15 protein-coding genes are annotated in these 16,597 nt (G+C 61.3%); 3 read left to right on the plus strand and 12 right to left on the minus strand.

The genetic code is table 11. The features are described from left to right. The first annotated feature begins 106 nt into the window (after positions 1–106). The gene (locus N005_RS14790) at positions 107–343 is read left to right on the plus strand and encodes a DUF3820 family protein (RefSeq protein WP_024781183.1); all 237 of its coding nucleotides are present in this window, start codon (positions 107–109) and stop codon (positions 341–343) included. Positions 344–355: 12 nt separating this feature from the next. Next, entirely contained in the window at positions 356–1,543 is a 1,188-nt protein-coding gene (locus tag N005_RS14795) for an aminotransferase class V-fold PLP-dependent enzyme (RefSeq protein ID WP_047701867.1), read from the plus strand. 96 nt (positions 1,544–1,639) lie between these two features. On the opposite strand, the gene N005_RS14800 is transcribed toward N005_RS14795, so the two are convergent. Genes N005_RS14800 through zwf form a run of 3 tightly spaced genes read right to left on the minus strand, consistent with a single transcriptional unit; the run spans position 1,640 to position 4,492 of the window. Continuing rightward, positions 1,640–2,305, minus strand: a complete 666-nt coding sequence (locus N005_RS14800) for a bifunctional 4-hydroxy-2-oxoglutarate aldolase/2-dehydro-3-deoxy-phosphogluconate aldolase (RefSeq protein ID WP_047701868.1) — start codon at positions 2,303–2,305, stop codon at positions 1,640–1,642. Positions 2,306–2,322: 17 nt separating this feature from the next. Continuing rightward, positions 2,323–3,036 (minus strand): 6-phosphogluconolactonase, encoded by a 714-nt coding sequence (pgl, locus tag N005_RS14805; protein WP_047701869.1) that lies wholly within the window; start codon positions 3,034–3,036, stop codon positions 2,323–2,325. Further along, positions 3,023–4,492 (minus strand): glucose-6-phosphate dehydrogenase, encoded by a 1,470-nt coding sequence (gene zwf, locus N005_RS14810; RefSeq protein ID WP_047701870.1) that lies wholly within the window; start codon positions 4,490–4,492, stop codon positions 3,023–3,025. Before zwf ends, pgl begins: the two co-directional genes overlap by 14 nt. Before the next feature lie 196 nt (positions 4,493–4,688). Here zwf and N005_RS14815 point away from each other — a divergent pair, with 196 nt between their 5' ends. Next, entirely contained in the window at positions 4,689–5,549 is an 861-nt protein-coding gene (locus tag N005_RS14815) for a MurR/RpiR family transcriptional regulator (protein ID WP_171057240.1), read from the plus strand. Between the two features lie 151 nt (positions 5,550–5,700). Here the strand turns inward: N005_RS14815 and N005_RS14820 are convergent, their stop codons facing one another. The 9 genes from N005_RS14820 to N005_RS14860 form a co-directional block, all read right to left on the minus strand. Then, positions 5,701–6,555, minus strand: a complete 855-nt coding sequence (locus N005_RS14820; RefSeq protein ID WP_047701871.1) for a D-hexose-6-phosphate mutarotase — start codon at positions 6,553–6,555, stop codon at positions 5,701–5,703. A 199-nt stretch (positions 6,556–6,754) separates the two neighbouring features. Continuing rightward, a complete protein-coding gene (locus tag N005_RS14825; protein WP_047701872.1) occupies positions 6,755–8,101 on the minus strand; it encodes a carbohydrate porin in 1,347 nt (448 codons plus the stop codon). A gap of 228 nt (positions 8,102–8,329) precedes the next feature. Further along, the gene (locus N005_RS14830) at positions 8,330–9,490 is read right to left on the minus strand and encodes an ABC transporter ATP-binding protein (protein ID WP_047701873.1); all 1,161 of its coding nucleotides are present in this window, start codon (positions 9,488–9,490) and stop codon (positions 8,330–8,332) included. Positions 9,491–9,492: 2 nt separating this feature from the next. After that, positions 9,493–10,338: a carbohydrate ABC transporter permease gene (locus tag N005_RS14835; RefSeq protein WP_047701874.1), complete on the minus strand. Its 846-nt coding sequence runs from the start codon at positions 10,336–10,338 to the stop codon at positions 9,493–9,495. Then, positions 10,331–11,239 carry a carbohydrate ABC transporter permease gene (locus N005_RS14840; RefSeq protein ID WP_047701875.1) on the minus strand — a complete coding sequence of 303 codons (909 nt, stop codon included), beginning with the start codon at positions 11,237–11,239 and terminating at the stop codon, positions 10,331–10,333. The genes N005_RS14835 and N005_RS14840 overlap by 8 nt, the downstream gene beginning before the upstream one ends. A gap of 145 nt (positions 11,240–11,384) precedes the next feature. Continuing rightward, complete coding sequence (locus N005_RS14845; RefSeq protein ID WP_041023874.1) at positions 11,385–12,671, minus strand: ABC transporter substrate-binding protein; 1,287 nt, start codon at positions 12,669–12,671, stop codon at positions 11,385–11,387. A 115-nt stretch (positions 12,672–12,786) separates the two neighbouring features. Then, positions 12,787–14,046, minus strand: coding sequence for a D-mannose isomerase (locus N005_RS14850; protein WP_047701876.1), 1,260 nt, complete (start codon positions 14,044–14,046; stop codon positions 12,787–12,789). A gap of 207 nt (positions 14,047–14,253) precedes the next feature. Beyond that, complete coding sequence (locus N005_RS14855; protein WP_047701877.1) at positions 14,254–15,723, minus strand: ATP-binding protein; 1,470 nt, start codon at positions 15,721–15,723, stop codon at positions 14,254–14,256. Continuing rightward, positions 15,713–16,444, minus strand: coding sequence for a response regulator (locus tag N005_RS14860; RefSeq protein WP_024776388.1), 732 nt, complete (start codon positions 16,442–16,444; stop codon positions 15,713–15,715). The genes N005_RS14855 and N005_RS14860 overlap by 11 nt, the downstream gene beginning before the upstream one ends. Between the last annotated feature and the right edge of the window lie 153 nt (positions 16,445–16,597).

The following is a 16,597-nucleotide window of genomic DNA, read 5'->3' on the forward strand; positions in this document are numbered from 1 at the left end:
TAGTTAAATAGGCAAAATCTGTATCCGCGTTATTTGCATGATCTGTCATTTGGCCTGCATGCAGAATGCCTGTATTTTCAAACCTGTTTGATCCAAGACATTTGCCATGAACCCGGAAACCCTCGAACTGCTGGTCACGCGCCAGATGCCCTTCGGTAAATACAAAGGCCGAATCCTGGCCGACCTGCCCGGTCAATACCTGAACTGGTTTGCCCGCGAAGGTTTTCCCCACGGAGAGTTGGGCGGTTTGCTGGCGTTGATGCAGGAGATCGACCACAACGGTCTGTCCGATCTGCTCGACCCACTGCGCGTCAAACACGGCAAACCCAAACCCCGCCCCTGATTAGGCCCTCCCATGCCCGAGAACACCCTGCGCGCCCACGATGAAGCTTTCTGGCAGACCTTTGTCGACCGCTACGACGTCGCCGCCGATGGACCGCTGAACCTGGAAAACGGCTACTTCGGGCGCATGTCGCGGACCGTGGTCGAGGAGTACCAGCGCAATATCGATTTCATCAACCGCAGCAACTCGGTGTACGTGCGCCAGCATTTCGACCGCGAACAAGGCGAGGCGATTCGCCGCCAAGTGGCAGCGTTGATCAAGGCGCCTGCGCAAACCGTGGCGTTGACCCGCAGTGCGGTGGACTCCCTGCAATCGTTGATTCGCAACTACAACGGCCTGAAGCCTGGCGACCAGGTGCTGATCTGTGACCTGGAATATCAGTCGGTCAAGAACGCGATGCGCTGGCTGGCCCGCCAGCGTGGCGTGGAGCTGATCGAACTGGTCCACCAGCATCCGGCCAGTTTCGAGAGTCTGGTGGGGACTTACCGGGAAGCGTTCATTCGCTACCCGCGCCTGAAACTGATGACGCTGACCTACGTCAACCACCTCACCGGGCTGGTGATGCCGGTACAAGCCATTGCCGAAACGGCTCGGGAGTTCGATGTCGACATCATCCTCGACGGCGCCCACGCCCTGGGCCAGATCGATTTCGACCTGGCCAAGATGGGTATCCCGTTCGCTGGATTCAATCTGCAGAAATGGATCGGCGGGCCACTGGCCCTGGGGTTCCTGTACATCGCCCCGCAACGCCTGGCCGACATCGACCCGGACATGGACGACAGTCATTACCCGGTGAACGACGTTCGCTCACGTACGCCCCACAGCACACCGAATATTCCGGCCCTGTTGACCCTGCCCCTGGTGTTCGAAGAACATCGCGCCCTGGGCGGCGCCCTGGCCAAAGGTGCGCGACTCTGCTACTTGCGCGACCTGTGGGTCAAGGCAGTGCGGGATCTGCCGGGCATCGAAGTCATGACCCCGGATGATCGGCGACTCTATTGCGGCATCACCTCGATGCGCTTCACCGCCCAGGCGGATCAGCAGGCGATGGCCGATCGATTGCTCAACGACTATGGGATCTTCACAGTGGTACGCCAGACCAGCGTCGGGCCTTGTATCCGTATCACGCCGGGGTTGATTACCTTGGCGAGTGATATCGAGCGGCTTACCCGGGCCCTGATCGAGCTGAGCCACACCTAGACCTGCACACGACCAAAAAACCAGGCAAAAAAAAACGGTGCGCCGACCAAGCGCACCGTAAAGCCGTAGAACACCCAACGAAGTTCGGTAAAACAATCAGTCCAGCAGTGCCAATGCCTCGGCGGTGCATTCCTGGATACGGGCCCAGTCGCCGTTCTTGATCCACTCCGGATCGAGCATCCAGCTACCACCCACGCACATCACGTTTTTCAACGCCATGTAGCTCTTGATATTGGCCGGGCCGACGCCACCGGTCGGGCAGAATTTCACTTCGCCGAACGGGCCGCCCAGGGCCTTGATGGCGGCGACACCACCACTGACTTCCGCTGGGAACAATTTGAAGCGGCGATAGCCCAGGCCATAGCCTTCCATGATGCCGGAGGCATTGCTGATGCCTGGCAGCAACGGGATCGGGCTGTCGACACTGGCTTCGAGCAAATCACGGGTGATGCCCGGGGTCACGATGAACTGCGAACCGGCCGCCTCGGCAGCCGCCAGCATCTGGCGGTCGAGCACCGTACCGGCACCGGTCATCAGCTCCGGACGCTGCTCGCGCAACACCTGGATGGCCTTGAGGCCGAACTGGGAACGCAAGGTCACTTCCAGCGCCGTCAGGCCACCGGCCGCCAGGGCATCGGCCAGCGGCAGGATGTCCTGTTCGCGGGCGATGGTGATGACCGGCAGGATCCGCGCCTTGGCGCACAGGTCGTCGATCAGGGTAACTTTGTCCGCCATGGAAACGGTCGGGGAAAGGTTTGTCATAGCGGCTGATCCTTGGTTCATGGGCACCAGTAAATCTCTAACGTAGGTTGCAGAAACGCGCGGACCGGCATTTCGGCGACGTTGTCACCGGCCACCGCAGCGTTCAGGGTGGTCAATTTCGATTGACCGGAAATCGACAGCACTTTGTGTTTCGCCGAGGCCAGCAAGGCACGGCTCATGGTCAAGCGCTGGTGTGGCACGGTCGGCGCCAGCATCGGCCAGCAACGACGAGTGCCCTGGATGTCCAATGCTTCGGCCAGGTTCGGGCTGTCGGGAAACAACGAAGCGGTGTGGCCGTCATCGCCCATGCCCAATACCAGCACATCGATGGACGGCAGCTCGGCCAGCAGGCGATCCGCCTGCTCGGCGGCAGCCTCCAGGTTGGCACTGGCGCTGTAGAGGCTCAGGAACTGGGCCTTGGCCGCCGGGCCTTGCAACAGGTAACGCTTGAGCAGACCGGCATTGCTGTCGGCATGTTCAACCGGTACCCAGCGCTCGTCCGCCAGGCTCACCACCACTTTCGACCAATCCAGCGCCTGCTTGGCCAGGCTCTGGAAAAACGCCACCGGGCTGCGACCGCCGGACACCACCAGGACCGCCGTACCGCGCGCGTCGATCGCCTCGCGCAGTTGCTCGGTCACGTTCAATGCCAGGCCTTCAGCCAACAGCACCGGGCTCTTGAATTCCAGGGCGCTGACGCCCTGGGGCAGTTTCACTTCAGATATCGCCATACCATGACCTCCCGTCCCGCGTGATCAGTGCAATAGAGCTCATCGGCCCCCAGGACCCGGCCGCGTACGGCTTGGGCGCATCACCGGACTTTTTCCATCCGGCGATCAACTGGTCACACCACGTCCACGCGGCTTCGATTTCATCTTTACGGACAAACAGGTTCTGATTGCCGTTCATGACTTCCAGCAACAACCGCTCGTAGGCATCGGGAATCCGCGCGCTACGCCAGGTGTCGGAAAAGTTGAGTTGCAAAGGACCGCTGCGCAATTGCATGCCCTTGTCCAGGCCTTGGTCCTTGGTCATCACCCGCAAGGAAATCCCTTCGTCCGGTTGCAGGCGGATGATCAGTTTGTTGCTGATCTGCAAGCGCTGCTCGGGGGCGAAGATGTAGTGGGACGGTTCCTTGAAGTGAATGACGATCTGCGACAGCTTTTGCGGCATGCGCTTGCCGGTACGCAGGTAGAACGGAACCCCGGCCCAGCGCCAGTTGCGGATATCGGCGCGCAGGGCGACGAAGGTTTCGGTGTCGCTCTGGGTATTGGAGTTTGGCTCTTCCAGGTAGCCCGGAACCGCCTTGCCTTCGCTGTGGCCGGCGATGTACTGGCCACGCACCACTTGGGTGGTCAGGCCTTCGGGGCTGATCGGCGCCAATGCCTTGAGCACCTTGACCTTCTCGTCACGGATGCTGTCGGCGGACAGTTCGGCCGGCGGGTCCATGGCGATCAGGCACAGCAGCTGCAGCAGGTGGTTCTGGATCATGTCCCGCAGTTGTCCGGCCTTGTCGAAATAGCCCCAGCGGCCTTCGATGCCGACCTTCTCGGCCACCGTGATTTCCACGTGGGAAATGTAATGCTGGTTCCACTGGGTTTCGAACAGGCTGTTGGCGAACCGCAGCGCGATCAGGTTCTGGACCGTCTCTTTACCCAGGTAGTGGTCGATACGATAGGTGCGGTTCTCCGGGAAGAACTGCGCCACGGCGTCGTTGACCTTGCGCGAGGATTCCAGGTCCGAGCCGATGGGTTTCTCCAGTACGACGCGGGTGTTTTCGCTCAAGCCGACCTTCGCCAGGTTTTCGCAGATCGAGCCGTACACCGCCGCTGGCGTGGCGAAATAGGCGATGACCTGCTGGGCCGCACCAATCTGTTCGGCCAGGGCGACATAATCGTCGGCCTTGAGGAAATCCACATGCAGGTAGGTCAGGCGCGCCATGAAGCGCTCGACCACGGTTTCGTTCAGCTCCTTGTCGCCCACATAACGGCGCAGTTCCGTGGCGATGAACGCCAGGTGCTGCTGCTCGCTGCCGGGTTCACGGGCCAGCGCGATGATTCGCGTGTCCTCGTGCAACAGGCCGGCGCCGTCGAGTTGGTAAAGGGCAGGAAACAGCTTGCGCAAGGCCAGATCGCCCAGCGCGCCGAACAAGGCAAAGGTGCACGGTTCAACCGTTATCGAAGGCATGATGTTTGTTCTTTTATCAAGTTAAGCTACAAATACCTTTTTTCAAGGCATCACTCAAGGAAAAATGTAGTAATAACCACAACATTTTCCGAAAATACCGATTCCGAGTGGTGGTCCGCCGGAGCCATCAGTAGGATAGGCCACCGCAAAGGGTCGTATCAAAGACCCGTCTTTCTAGGAATCCTCTATGGACCGCGTGCGAAATTTACTGGAGCAGATCCAGAGTCGCCTTGAAGACCTGAACAAGGCAGAACGCAAGGTGGCCGAGGTGATCCTGCTCAACCCACAGCAGGCCACCCGCTTCAGCATCGCCGCCCTCGCCCAGGCCGCGTCGGTCAGCGAGCCTACGGTCAACCGTTTCTGCCGTTCGTTCGGCGTCAGCGGCTACCCCGAGCTCAAGCTGCAACTGGCCCAGAGCCTGGCCAGCGGCGCCGCTTATGTCAGCCGTGCAGTAGAAGCCGACGACAATCCCGAAGCCTACACCCAGAAAATCTTTGGCAGTGCCATTGCTTCGTTGGACAGTGCCTGCCAGGCACTTGATCCAAATTTGATCAGCCGTGCCGTGGACCTGTTGATCCAGGCCCGACAGATCCACTTCTTCGGCCTCGGTGCCTCGGCCCCGGTGGCGCTGGATGCCCAGCACAAGTTTTTCCGGTTCAACCTGGCCGTGACCGCCCATGCCGACGTGCTGATGCAGCGCATGATCGCGTCCGTGGCCCACACCGGTGAGCTGTTCGTGATCATTTCCTACACCGGTCGCACCCGCGAACTGGTGGAAGTGGCGCGCATCGCCCGGGAAAACGGCGCTTCGGTATTGGGCCTCACCGCGGAAAACTCCCCCCTGGCCAAGGCCAGTACCCTGAGCCTGAACATTCCGCTCCCCGAAGACACCGACATTTACATGCCGATGACCTCGCGGATCATCCAGCTCACGGTGCTGGATGTGCTCGCCACCGGCATGACCCTGCGCCGAGGCGTGGATTTCCAGCCGCACCTGCGCAAGATCAAGGAAAGCCTGAATGCCAGCCGGTATCCGGTGGGGGATGAGTTCAACTGATAGGGCTCCAGTGCTTTATTGCCTGACAGATCGTCATCGCGAGCAGGCTCGCTCCCACAATGGACCTCGCAACTCAAACCCACTGTGGGAGCGAGCCTGCTCCGGGCGGCGATCCGACGATGGGGCCAGTCGCCGCACCCGATATCCCGGACTATGCCCCCACCCGCGCCTGCAGACTCAGGTGCGCCCGCTCCCCCGGCGCCAGGCACAGACTGTCGGTGCCCCCGCTGGCCGCTTCGACGCAGACGAACTCGCTGACTTCATCCCAGCTCACCCCCAGCAACGGTCGGGTACCGGGATGCCATACCACGGTGTCGGCGCTGTCGCCGGTATCGATGCACAACGCTCGCTGCCAGGCATGGTCCTTGAGCTGCAACTCCCCTTCGTGCTGGAACACCCGCTGGCAGCCGCCCTCGACCCGTAGCTCGCCTTTCTGCTGACAGACGGTGCGGTTCAGATGGTCGTAACCCTGGGCGCCTTCGAGCCCGGACAGCGCTACCTCACCGACGTCACCGATACGCCAGTAGGCATGCAAAGCCTGGCTCAACTGGCACGGCAAGCTGTCTTGGTGCTCGGTACTCAAGCGCAGTTCCATGCGTTCGCCAAGGTCCGCATGCAGGTCCACTTGCCAGTCGCACAGCTGCAATTGCCAGTGCAGATGCACACCGTCGTCGTCGCTGCGGCTGTCCAGCAGCTTCCAGTCGATCAGCCGCGCCCAGCCATGGGACGGCCAGGCGTTTTCGCTCGGGTGACGGCCGTACCATGGCCAGCACACCGGCACCCCGCCCCGTATCGCCCCGACCTGGGGCCATTTGGCCGCGCACCATAACCAGGGCTTCTGCCCACGGGGCTGGAAATGCAGCAACTGCGCGCCCTGGCGACTGAACACCGCCTGGCACAGTGGATGGTCGATCACCAACACATCGCGCTGCCGATAGCGCTCCCACGCAAACACCGGGCGCTCGCGCAAGGATCTGAAAAAGCGTTGCAGTGGATGCTCATGCATGGGCCGCGGTCCTGGAAATCATTGAACTCTCAACTGGGTATTTGTGGCGAGGGAGCTTGCTGGGAGCAAGCTCCCATCGAGCGGGAGCAAGCTCCCTCGCCACAGGTTCTGCTCCAGCCAAGCGCTCCCCAAAAAAAAGCGGACAGCCTTGGCCGTCCGCAAATTATGCGCACATAGAGAGGAGCTTATCGCAACAGCGTTAGAACACCGACTGAATTTTCAGGCCGGCCACCAGCGCGTTGTCCACTTCATCCACGCCACCCGGATGGGTGATGTACTGCAGGTTGGGACGTATGGTCAGCCAGTTGGTGGCGTGGAAACCATAGTTGAGCTCGTAGTTGTACTCGGTGCTACGCAGCGGCGCGAACAGTGGGTCGTTGTAATCGGTCACACCGTTGGCAGCGTTGGTCAGCTCGGCGTTCTTCTTCACGTCCTCGTTGACATGGATACGGGAGAAACCGATGCCGATGTCATCTTTAGGACGGGCATCGAACGGCCCCTTGTACACGAACATCAACGACTGGTAGTTGTCGACGATGTTGGTGTCCTTGTCGTGGAAAGTTGCGTTGGCTGCGATGTTCAGGCCGCGGGACGCATCACCGTTGTGGGTGGTGAGCTGCTGCTGCGCCACGAACCAGTAGCCGTGCTTGCTGTTGTGGCTGCGATAGGCGTTGCGGGTGGTCGCGGCATCGTCACCGTTGTCGTCCTCACGGACGTCATTGGCATCGGCCGTGCTCTTGTAGTAACCGACACGGTATTCACCCGGCAGGCTGTTGACCTTCGGCGACCAGACCAGCTCGACCGGAATCACGGTGCCCTTGGTGCCGCTGCCGCTGAGCTTGAAGCCGTTGCCATGTTCCAGCTGCGAAGGGTTCTGGTTGTAGGCACCGATCTGTGCATAGAACTCAGGCGTGATGTTGTACTTCACGCGGATCGCGGCCTGGCTCACTGGCCAGTTGTACCAGATACCGGTGGCCCAGTTACCCACTTGGGAGCCGCAGAACGCCAGGTTCTGGAATTCGCATGGGAAGGTGTTGAAGTCTTCGCCTTCGCCGAAGTAACCGGCCTTGACGTCCAGCTTGCCATCGAGGAACTGGTGCTTGATCCACAATTGGGTCAGACGGACCATGTGGCCACGGCCGTAGACTTCCTGGGAAGAACTCAAGGTGCCGGCACGCGGGTCGCCGACACGGTCGTTGGAAATGTTTTCGCCGTTACGGTTGGTCAGCTGGATCTTGGCCTGGGTGTTATCCCAGCCCCACAGCTTTTGCAGGTCCAGTGCCACGCCCAGACCGAACTGGTCGGCGTAACGCGCAGTCTTGTCGTTGTTGTAGCCGCCGTGCAGGTTGCCACCCACTTCACCGACGTAGTCAGCCTTGATGTCGATACCTTGCTCGATCAGCTTGGTTCGTTCACCACCCCAGTCACCCGTCATCCACTGCGAGTCGGCGCTGAACGCGTCGGCAGCCTGTGCGCTACCGGCCAGCATCATCGCCGCAACGGCTGATAACTGGCAGATAAGCTGGGCGTTGTTTTTCTTCTTCATCCCTACATTCCTCGTCTTTATTGTTATTGACTGTTTTTATTTTTTCTAACGCGGTTTACAACGATTGCGCTGGGCAGTCCCCCACCCACCGCATACTTCTTTTTGTGGGAGCGAGCCTGGGTGGGAGCTGAGCTTGCTCGCGATGAAGACGCCTTGGTCTTGGATGACCGCGTTATCGTTCTTCGCGAGCAAGCTTTGCTCCCACAGGCTCGCGCCCACATTTGCTCTTTACCGGCCTTTGAACTGCGCCACGTTCGGCGCTCGCCCTTCGGCTTGCGTCTGACCGGCCATACCCAGGCGCTCTCCGGTCTGCGCATCAAATAGTAATACTTTTTGAGGATCAAACTGAAGCGTCATCGTTTCCCCTGCCCGTGGCGCCACGTCCGGAGCCAGGCGGCAGCAAACCTTGGTGTCATTTAGACTGACAAATACCAGGGTATCCGGGCCGGTAGGCTCGGTGACCTGGACTTCGGCACGAATGGTTGGCAGACCGTTCGGCTCGCTGCCGGCCAGTACGATCTGTTCCGGACGCATGCCAAGAATCACCTCGCGGTCTTCCAGACCGGCGTCCTGGATGCCCAACGGCAACTCGCAGCGGGCCTGGCCGCTGTCGAGCAGCGCCACCAGGCGACCTTCCTTGCGTTGCAGGCGCAGGGGAATGAAGTTCATCGGTGGCGAACCGATGAAGCTCGCCACGAACAGATTGGCCGGGTTGGTGTAGATGTCCTTCGGCGTGCCGAACTGCTGGATGATCCCGTCCTTCATCACCGCCACTTTGTCGCCCAGGGTCATGGCCTCGATCTGGTCGTGGGTCACATAGACCGTGGTGGTCTTCAGGCGCTGGTGCATCAGTTTCATTTCGGTGCGCATCTCGACCCGCAGCTTGGCGTCGAGGTTGGACAGCGGTTCGTCGAACAGGTAGATCTTCGGCCGCCGCGCCAGGGCACGGCCCATGGCCACGCGTTGCTGCTGGCCACCGGAGAGCTGGCCAGGCTTGCGATTGAGCAGGTGTTCGATCTGCAACAGCTTGGCAACCCGGGCCACTTCCTCGTCGATGGCCGATTGCGGCATCTTGCGGATCTTCAAGCCGAACTCGATGTTCTCGCGCACGCTCATGGTCGGGTACAGCGCATAGGACTGGAACACCATGGCGATGTCGCGGTCCTTGGGGCTCATGCCGCTGACGTCCTGGTCGCCGATCATGATCGCGCCACCGGTGATGGTTTCCAGGCCGGCGATGCAGTTCATGAGGGTCGACTTGCCGCAGCCCGAAGGCCCGACGAGGATCAGGAATTCACCGTCCTTGATCGACAGTTCGATGTTCTTCAGGGTGTCGGGCAAGCCGGCGCCGTAGGTCTTGTTTACATTGCGAAGTTCGAGCGTAGCCATGATTACCCCTTGACCGCGCCGGCCGTCAGCCCGCGCACGAAATACTTGCCTGCGACCACGTAGACCAGCAGGGTCGGCAGCCCGGCGATCATCGCCGCCGCCATATCAACGTTATATTCCTTGGCCCCGGTGCTGGTGTTGACCAGGTTGTTCAGCGCCACCGTGATGGGTTGCGAGTCGCCGCTGGAGAACACCACGCCGAACAGGAAGTCGTTCCAGATCTGCGTGAACTGCCAGATCAGGCAGACCATGATGATCGGCGTCGACATCGGCAGGATGATCATGCGGAAGATGGTGAAGAACCCCGCACCGTCCAGGCGCGCCGCCTTCACCAACGCATCGGGAATGCTGACGTAGTAGTTGCGGAAGAACAGCGTGGTGAACGCCAGGCCATACACCACGTGCACGAACACCAGGCCGGTGGTGGTGCTGGCCAGGCCCATCTTGCCGAGGGTGAACGAGGCCGGCAGCAGGACGGTCTGGAACGGCAGGAAGCAACCGAACAGCAGCAACCCGAAGAACAGCTGCGAACCGCGGAAGCGCCACATCGACAGGACGTAGCCGTTCAGTGCACCGATGGCGGTGGAAATCAGCACCGCCGGAACGGTGATCTTGATCGAGTTCCAGAAGTACCCGTTGACCGTTGCCCAGGCCTTGACCCAACCGATGCCGCTGACCACGGTCGGCCAGCTCAACAGGTTGCCGGTGCTGATGTCTTCCGGGGTCTTGAAGCTGGTCAACAGCATGACCACCAGCGGAACCAGGTAAAGCAGTACGGCAAGGATCAGCACTGCGTAGATCGCGATGCGACTCAGGCTGATGCCGGGTTTGGTGGCGAGACTAGTCATGACGCTTGGCCCTCAGCTCGGAATACAGGTAAGGCACGATGATCGCGAGGATCGCACCGAGCATCAGGATCGCACTGGCCGAGCCCATGCCCATCTGGCCGCGGCTGAAGGTGAAGGAGTACATGAACATGGCGGGCAGGTCGGACGAATAGCCCGGGCCGCCGGCCGTCATGGCCGCCACCAGGTCGAAACTCTTGATCGCGATGTGCGCCAGGATCATCACGGCGCTGAAGAACACCGGACGCAGGCTCGGCAGGACCACTTTCCAGTAGATCCTGGGCATGCTCGCGCCATCGATCTGTGCGGCGCGGATGATCGATTGATCGACACCCCGCAGGCCGGCCAGGAACATCGCCATGATGAAGCCCGAGGCTTGCCACACGGCGGCGATCACCAGGCAGTACACCACGCGATCCGGGTCGATCAGCCAGTCCAGGCGAAAGCCTTCCCAGCCCCAGTCACGCAACAGCTTGTCCAGGCCCATGCCCGGGTTGAGCAGCCACTTCCAAGCGGTACCGGTGACGATCATGGAGAGCGCCATCGGGTACAGGTAAATGGTGCGGATGAAACCTTCGCGACGGATACGTTGGTCGAGGAAGACGGCCAGCAGCACGCCGATCACCAGGGTGATACCAATGAACATGCCACCGAACACCGCGAGGTTCTTGCTCGCGACCCACCAGCGGTCGTTGTCGAACAACCGGGCGTATTGCGCCAGGCCGACCCATTTGTAGGTGGGGAGGAAAGTCGAGTTGGTGAACGAGAGCAGAAACGTCCACAGGATGTAGCCATAAAAGCCCACCAGGACGATGAACATGCTGGGCGCCAGCACCAGTTTTGGAAGCCAGCGCTGCAGCGCATCGAACGGCGAGGCCTTGCTGAACACAGCAACAGAGCTCATGGGGAAATCCAGTACAAGAAATATGAACTACAGCGACAACCCTTGTGGGAGCGAGCCTGCTCGCGAATGCGGTGTGTCAATCAGCCTCGATTCAACTGTCTGATCGCCATCGCGAGCAGGCTCGCTCCCACAGGGTGCTACCCGTTTACTTCGCGGACTTGACCGCAGCGCCGAGTTTCTTGGCGGTGTCGGCAGGGTTGGCACTCGGGTCGTTGATGTAGTTGGTCACCACGTCAAAGAACGCGCCTTGTACCGCCAACGTGGTCGCCATGTTGTGCGCCATGCTCGGCTGCAAGCCGCCGGTCGTGGCGTCGGCCAGGAAGTCCTTGGCAGCGGTCTGGGCACAGGAGTCGAAGCCGTACTTGCCCATGTCCTTCAACATGTCGTTACGAACCGGGATCGAACCCTTGTTGATGCTGAAGACCTTCTGGAAGTTTTCACCCAGCACGACCTTGGCAATGTCCTGCTGGCCGGCAGAGGTGCCCTTGTCTTTCTGCTTGAACACCGCCAGGGAGTCGATGTTGTAGGTGAAGGCCTTGTCGGTACCCGGGAAGGCTACGCATTCGTAATCCTTGCCGGCGACTTTCTTGGCCGCTGTCCACTCGCTCTTGGCCCAGTCACCCATGATCTGCATGCCGGCCTTGCCGTTGATGACCTTGGCCGCTTCCAGGTTCCAGTCCTGGCCCTTGCCGTCGGCGTCCATGTAGGTCGCGACTTTCTTCAGCTCGGTCAGCGCCTTGACCATTTCAGGGCCGGTCAGCGCAGCGTTATCCAGGTCGACCAGGGCTTTCTTGTAGCCATCGGCCCCCATGACCGACAGCACCACGGCTTCGAACACGGTGCTGTCCTGCCAAGGCTGGCCACCGTGGGCGAGCGGAATGAAGCCCGCCGCTTTCAGCTTGTCGCCGGCGGCATAGAATTCTTCGAGGGTGGTCGGGTTTTTCGTGATGCCGGCTTTCTTGAAGACTTCCGGGTTGATCCACAGCCAGTTGACGCGGTGGATGTTCACCGGCACGGCCACGTAGTCGCCCTCGTACTTCACGGTATCGGAGACTTTCTTGTCGAGAAGGGAATCCCACTTCTCGTCTTTGGCAACGTCCTTGAGGACATCGCTGTCGAGCAGCCCGGTGGACGCCCATTCCTGGATGTCGGGGCCTTTGATCTGGGCAACGCCTGGCGGGTTGCCGGCGACTGCGCGGCTTTTCAGCACGGTCATGGCGGTGGCACCACCACCGCCTGCGACGGCGCCGTCTTTCCAGGTGAAACCGTCCTTCTCGACTTGGGCCTTCAGGACATCAACAGCGGCCTTCTCACCGCCCGAGGTCCACCAGTGCACGACTTCGACCGTCCCTTTCGAGTCGGCGGCAAAAGCACTGAGGGGAAACAACGAGGCAATGGAAACAGCAACTGCGAGGCGATTAATCGCGTTCATCTGAGTACCTTTTTTTGTTGTTATGCATGCAAGTCTGTGGCTTGCGCTGCATGGATTCTAAACAGGGGAATTCCCTTCACAGGTAACGAAGGGATGCGTAAATGTCACGACATGGTTACACGGTTGCCGGGACGGACAATTGCGCCAGGGCCGAGGCCATGCTCGGCGCCAGGGGCAGGCGTGGGATCAGCACCGCCTGCCAAGCGTGGTACAGGTCCGGCTTGCCTGGCCAGATGTCGGCACTGGGGCGGTTGTGCGGATCGAGCTCGTGGTACCAACTACCGTTGCAACGGTCGATGAAGTGTTTCTCGCAAAACTCCCAGAAGCACCGGTACCAGGTTTCGTACTGCGCCTCGTCGGTGCGCTTGAGCAAGGCGCTGGCAGCGGCCGCCGCTTCGGCATGAACCCAGTGCAGGCGATGGCGGACCACCGCGCGGTTGTCCCAGTCCAGCGTATAGACAATGCCAGGCGCACCATCGACGTCCCAGCCGTGACGGCAATTCTGCTCGAACAGTTTCTGCGCATCCTGGAGCAGCCAGCCCGGGGTCAGCATGCCGATCCGCACGCGCGCCGCTTCGAGGTGCAAAAGCAGGCGGGCCCACTCGAAACCATGGCCCGGCGTGGTGCCATACGGACGGAAGCCATCGGCGGGATTGTCGTGGTTGTATTCGCGCAGCGGCTGCCAGTGGCGGTCAAAATGCTCCACTACCAGATAATCGTTGGCCGCCGCGTGGCCGTGGATCACCCGTTCGACGATGCGCAGCGCGCGAGCGAGCCAGCGCGGATCGTCGGTGACATCGGCCAGGGCCAGGAACGCTTCGGTGGCGTGCATGTTGCTGTTGGCGCCGCGATAGGCTTCCTCGACGCTCCAGTCACGGTTGAAGGATTCGCGCAGCGCGCCCTCTTCCTCACTCCAGAAATGCGTGTCGATGACCCGCACAGCCTCGTCCAGCAGCGCCTGGGCGCCGGGACGCTGGGCCACCACGGCGGAACTGGCGGCCAGGGCCACGAAAGCATGCAGGTAGGCAGCCTTGCCGGTGTCGTCCTCATGGGGCTGGGTCGTGGCAAACCAACCACCATATTCGGCGTCCCGCAAAGGGCCAGCGAGGGCCTGGATACCGTGGTCCACCAAGTCGGCGAAACCCGGCAGGCCCTGGGCATGGGCCATGGCGAAGCTGTGGGTCATGCGGGCGGTGTTCATGGTTTCGGCCCGGGCCCCGCTCGGCAGGCCGCCGCGCTCGTCCAGGTTGCCGAAACCGTCCGGCAGCCGCGACGCCTTGGCGAACGCCAGCAACCGCAAGCCTTCGGCGGCGAGCCATTGCTGGTGGGCAGGTGCATTCAGCCAACTGCTGAAGGCCGGTTGGAAGGTGTCCATCAGACGTACCTTTTTTGTTGTTTTGACGCAGGGAGTCTAAACAAGGGAGGACGACGGGCAGGTAACGAAAGGGGCGAGTTATGTCACCAGTCCGTTACAAAACAGAAGACGTCATCGCGAGCAGGCTCGCTCCCACAGGGGATTTGTGAGCGCCTTGGAACCCATGTGGGAGCGAGCCTGCTCGCGATGAACGATAACGCGGTCTCGCTAATCGACACTGCGCGGCAATTGCAACGTCACCCGCAACCCACCCTCGCGCAGGTTCTGCAGGCTCACCTCGCCGCCATGGCTGTGGGCGATGTTGCGGGCGATACCCAGCCCCAGGCCATATCCCTGCTGTTGCCCGGCCAGGCGGAAGTGCGGTTCGAAAACCTGCTCGAGACGCTGCTCCGGCACGCCCGGACCTTCATCGTCGACATGCAGGACGAACGCGGTTTCATCGTCGTCGATATGCAGATGGGCGTTCTGCCCGTATTTCAGGGCATTGTCGATCAGGTTGCCGATGCAGCGTTTGAGGGCCAGCGGCTTGCCGGGATACGGCGCCAGCGCCCGGCCATCCTGGGTCACACGGCCATTGCCGTTGGGGGCAAGGTACGGTTCCACCAGGCAATCGAGCACATGGTTGAGGTCCACCGGCTCGATGTTTTCGTGGATGTCGGTGTCCTTGACGCATTGCAGCGCCCCTTTGACCAACAGCTCCAACTCATCCAGGTCACGGCCGAACTTGGCCTGCAGGTTCTCGTCCTCCAGCAGTTCGACCCGCAGCCGCAAGCGGGTGATCGGCGTACGCAAGTCATGGGAAATCGCGCTGAACAACTGGCTGCGCTCGGTCAGGTAGCGACTGATGCGCTCACGCATGGCATTGAAGGCGCGGCCGACCTCGACCACTTCGCTGCCGCCACCCTCGGCCACCGGCTCCACTTCGGCCCCCAGGGACATGTCCCGCGCCGCCCGGGCCAGACGCTTGAGCGGCCGGCTCTGCCAGTGCACGAGCAAACCGATGAACAGCAACAGCAGGCTGCTGGTGAGCACGATGAAGCCGACCTGTTGCTTCGGCAGGTCCTGCTCTTCGAGGCTGGTGTAGGGTTCGGGCAGTAGCGAGGCGATGTACAACCATTCGCCCGGCGCCATCTGGATCTGCGTGACCAGCACCGGCGGATTCACGGGTTCGAGGGTCAAGGCGTAGTGAGCCCACGAGCGTGGCAACTCGTCGAGCTTCAATCCACCGTTGAAAATTCGCAGGTCGTCGGGGCTGACGAAGGTCACGGAAATATCGGTGTTATTGCCCAGGGACTTGCGCAGCACTTCATCCACCGCCTTGAGCACCGCCAGCTTACGCGGCGTGACCGGCAGCACATCCATGCCCAGGGGTTTGTCGTTGAGCGTGACGACAAACCGCGTGCCGCCCATGCTGCGCAATTGGTCCAGCACCAGCGGCCGGTAGGCCACCGGCAGCGAACGCAGGTAGCTGACGCTGGCCGTCATCGAATGGGCGAGGCTGCGGGCGCTGGTGACCAGGCCTTCAAGCTGGGTAGCGCGCAGTTGCGACACCCAGATGACGCTGGACAACGTCTGGGCGAACAGCACCACCAGCAAGGTCAGCAACAGCATCCTTCCGAGCAGCGAGCGCGGCACCGGCACCCGTCGGGCGAGTTTCCTGGCCCAGTCAATGCCCATTGCTGGCAACCACATTGGCCGCCAATTGATAACCGCTGCCGCGCACCGTACGGATCAGCCGTGGCGGCTTGTCGGTATCACGCAGGCGCTGACGCAGGCGACTGACCGCCATGTCGACGATCCGATCCAGGGGCATCAGCTCCCGCCCTCGGGTGGCGTTGCCGATGGTGTCGCGATCGAGGATTTCCTGGGGATGATCGAGAAACAGCTTGAGCAGGGCGAAATCGGCGCCGGAGAGGATCACTTCCTCGCCGTCGGTGTGAAACAGCCGATGACTGACCATGTCCAGCCGCCACTCATCGAAGGCCAGTACCTCACCGCCGGAGCGCTCCTGGCCGAACTGTGCCCGACGCAACAGGGCCTTGATGCGCGCCTGCAATTCACGGGGGCTGAACGGCTTGCCGAGATAATCATCGGCCCCCAGTTCCAGGCCGATGACCCGGTCGGCCTCGTCGGAACTGGCGGTGAGCATGATGATCGGCACATGGGCCTGACGCGGGTGCTGGCGAACCCAGCGGCACAGGCTGAAGCCGTCTTCGTCGGGCAGCATCACGTCGAGGATCACCAGATCGCTCGGCGCATCGTTCAACGCCTGGCGAAACCCGGCGCCATCGGGCGTGGTCCGCACCTGGAACCCCGCACGACTGAGGTAAGTGTCCAGCAGCTCGCGAATCTCCTGGTCGTCATCGACCAACAAAATCGATTTGTTTACTGAACTCACGGGGCCGCGTCCTTGTTGTTTGGATTAGTGCGGATTATGCCTGATGGAGAAAGCCTACAAACACCACAGGTCCTTTGTGGGAGCGAGCCTGCTCGCGATGACGGAGTGTCAGGCGCCGAACAGGTGGTTGACACTCCGCTATCGCGAGCAGGC

The sequence above is a fragment of the Pseudomonas mediterranea CFBP 5447 genome, assembly GCF_000774145.1.
GTDB lineage: Bacteria > Pseudomonadota > Gammaproteobacteria > Pseudomonadales > Pseudomonadaceae > Aquipseudomonas > Aquipseudomonas mediterranea.

Coding starts and splice junctions, on each gene's coding strand:
- N005_RS14790 (WP_024781183.1), top strand. CDS start 107: ATGAACCCGGAAACCCTCGAACTGCTGGTCACGCGCCAGATGCCCTTC.
- N005_RS14850 (WP_047701876.1), bottom strand. CDS start 14,046: ATGGACACCTTCCAACCGGCCTTCAGCAGTTGGCTGAATGCACCTGCC.
- N005_RS14845 (WP_041023874.1), bottom strand. CDS start 12,671: ATGAACGCGATTAATCGCCTCGCAGTTGCTGTTTCCATTGCCTCGTTG.
- zwf (WP_047701870.1), bottom strand. CDS start 4,492: ATGCCTTCGATAACGGTTGAACCGTGCACCTTTGCCTTGTTCGGCGCG.
- N005_RS14820 (WP_047701871.1), bottom strand. CDS start 6,555: ATGCATGAGCATCCACTGCAACGCTTTTTCAGATCCTTGCGCGAGCGC.
- pgl (WP_047701869.1), bottom strand. CDS start 3,036: ATGGCGATATCTGAAGTGAAACTGCCCCAGGGCGTCAGCGCCCTGGAA.
- N005_RS14835 (WP_047701874.1), bottom strand. CDS start 10,338: ATGACTAGTCTCGCCACCAAACCCGGCATCAGCCTGAGTCGCATCGCG.
- N005_RS14840 (WP_047701875.1), bottom strand. CDS start 11,239: ATGAGCTCTGTTGCTGTGTTCAGCAAGGCCTCGCCGTTCGATGCGCTG.
- N005_RS14855 (WP_047701877.1), bottom strand. CDS start 15,723: ATGGGCATTGACTGGGCCAGGAAACTCGCCCGACGGGTGCCGGTGCCG.
- N005_RS14795 (WP_047701867.1), top strand. CDS start 356: ATGCCCGAGAACACCCTGCGCGCCCACGATGAAGCTTTCTGGCAGACC.
- N005_RS14800 (WP_047701868.1), bottom strand. CDS start 2,305: ATGACAAACCTTTCCCCGACCGTTTCCATGGCGGACAAAGTTACCCTG.
- N005_RS14825 (WP_047701872.1), bottom strand. CDS start 8,101: ATGAAGAAGAAAAACAACGCCCAGCTTATCTGCCAGTTATCAGCCGTT.
- N005_RS14830 (WP_047701873.1), bottom strand. CDS start 9,490: ATGGCTACGCTCGAACTTCGCAATGTAAACAAGACCTACGGCGCCGGC.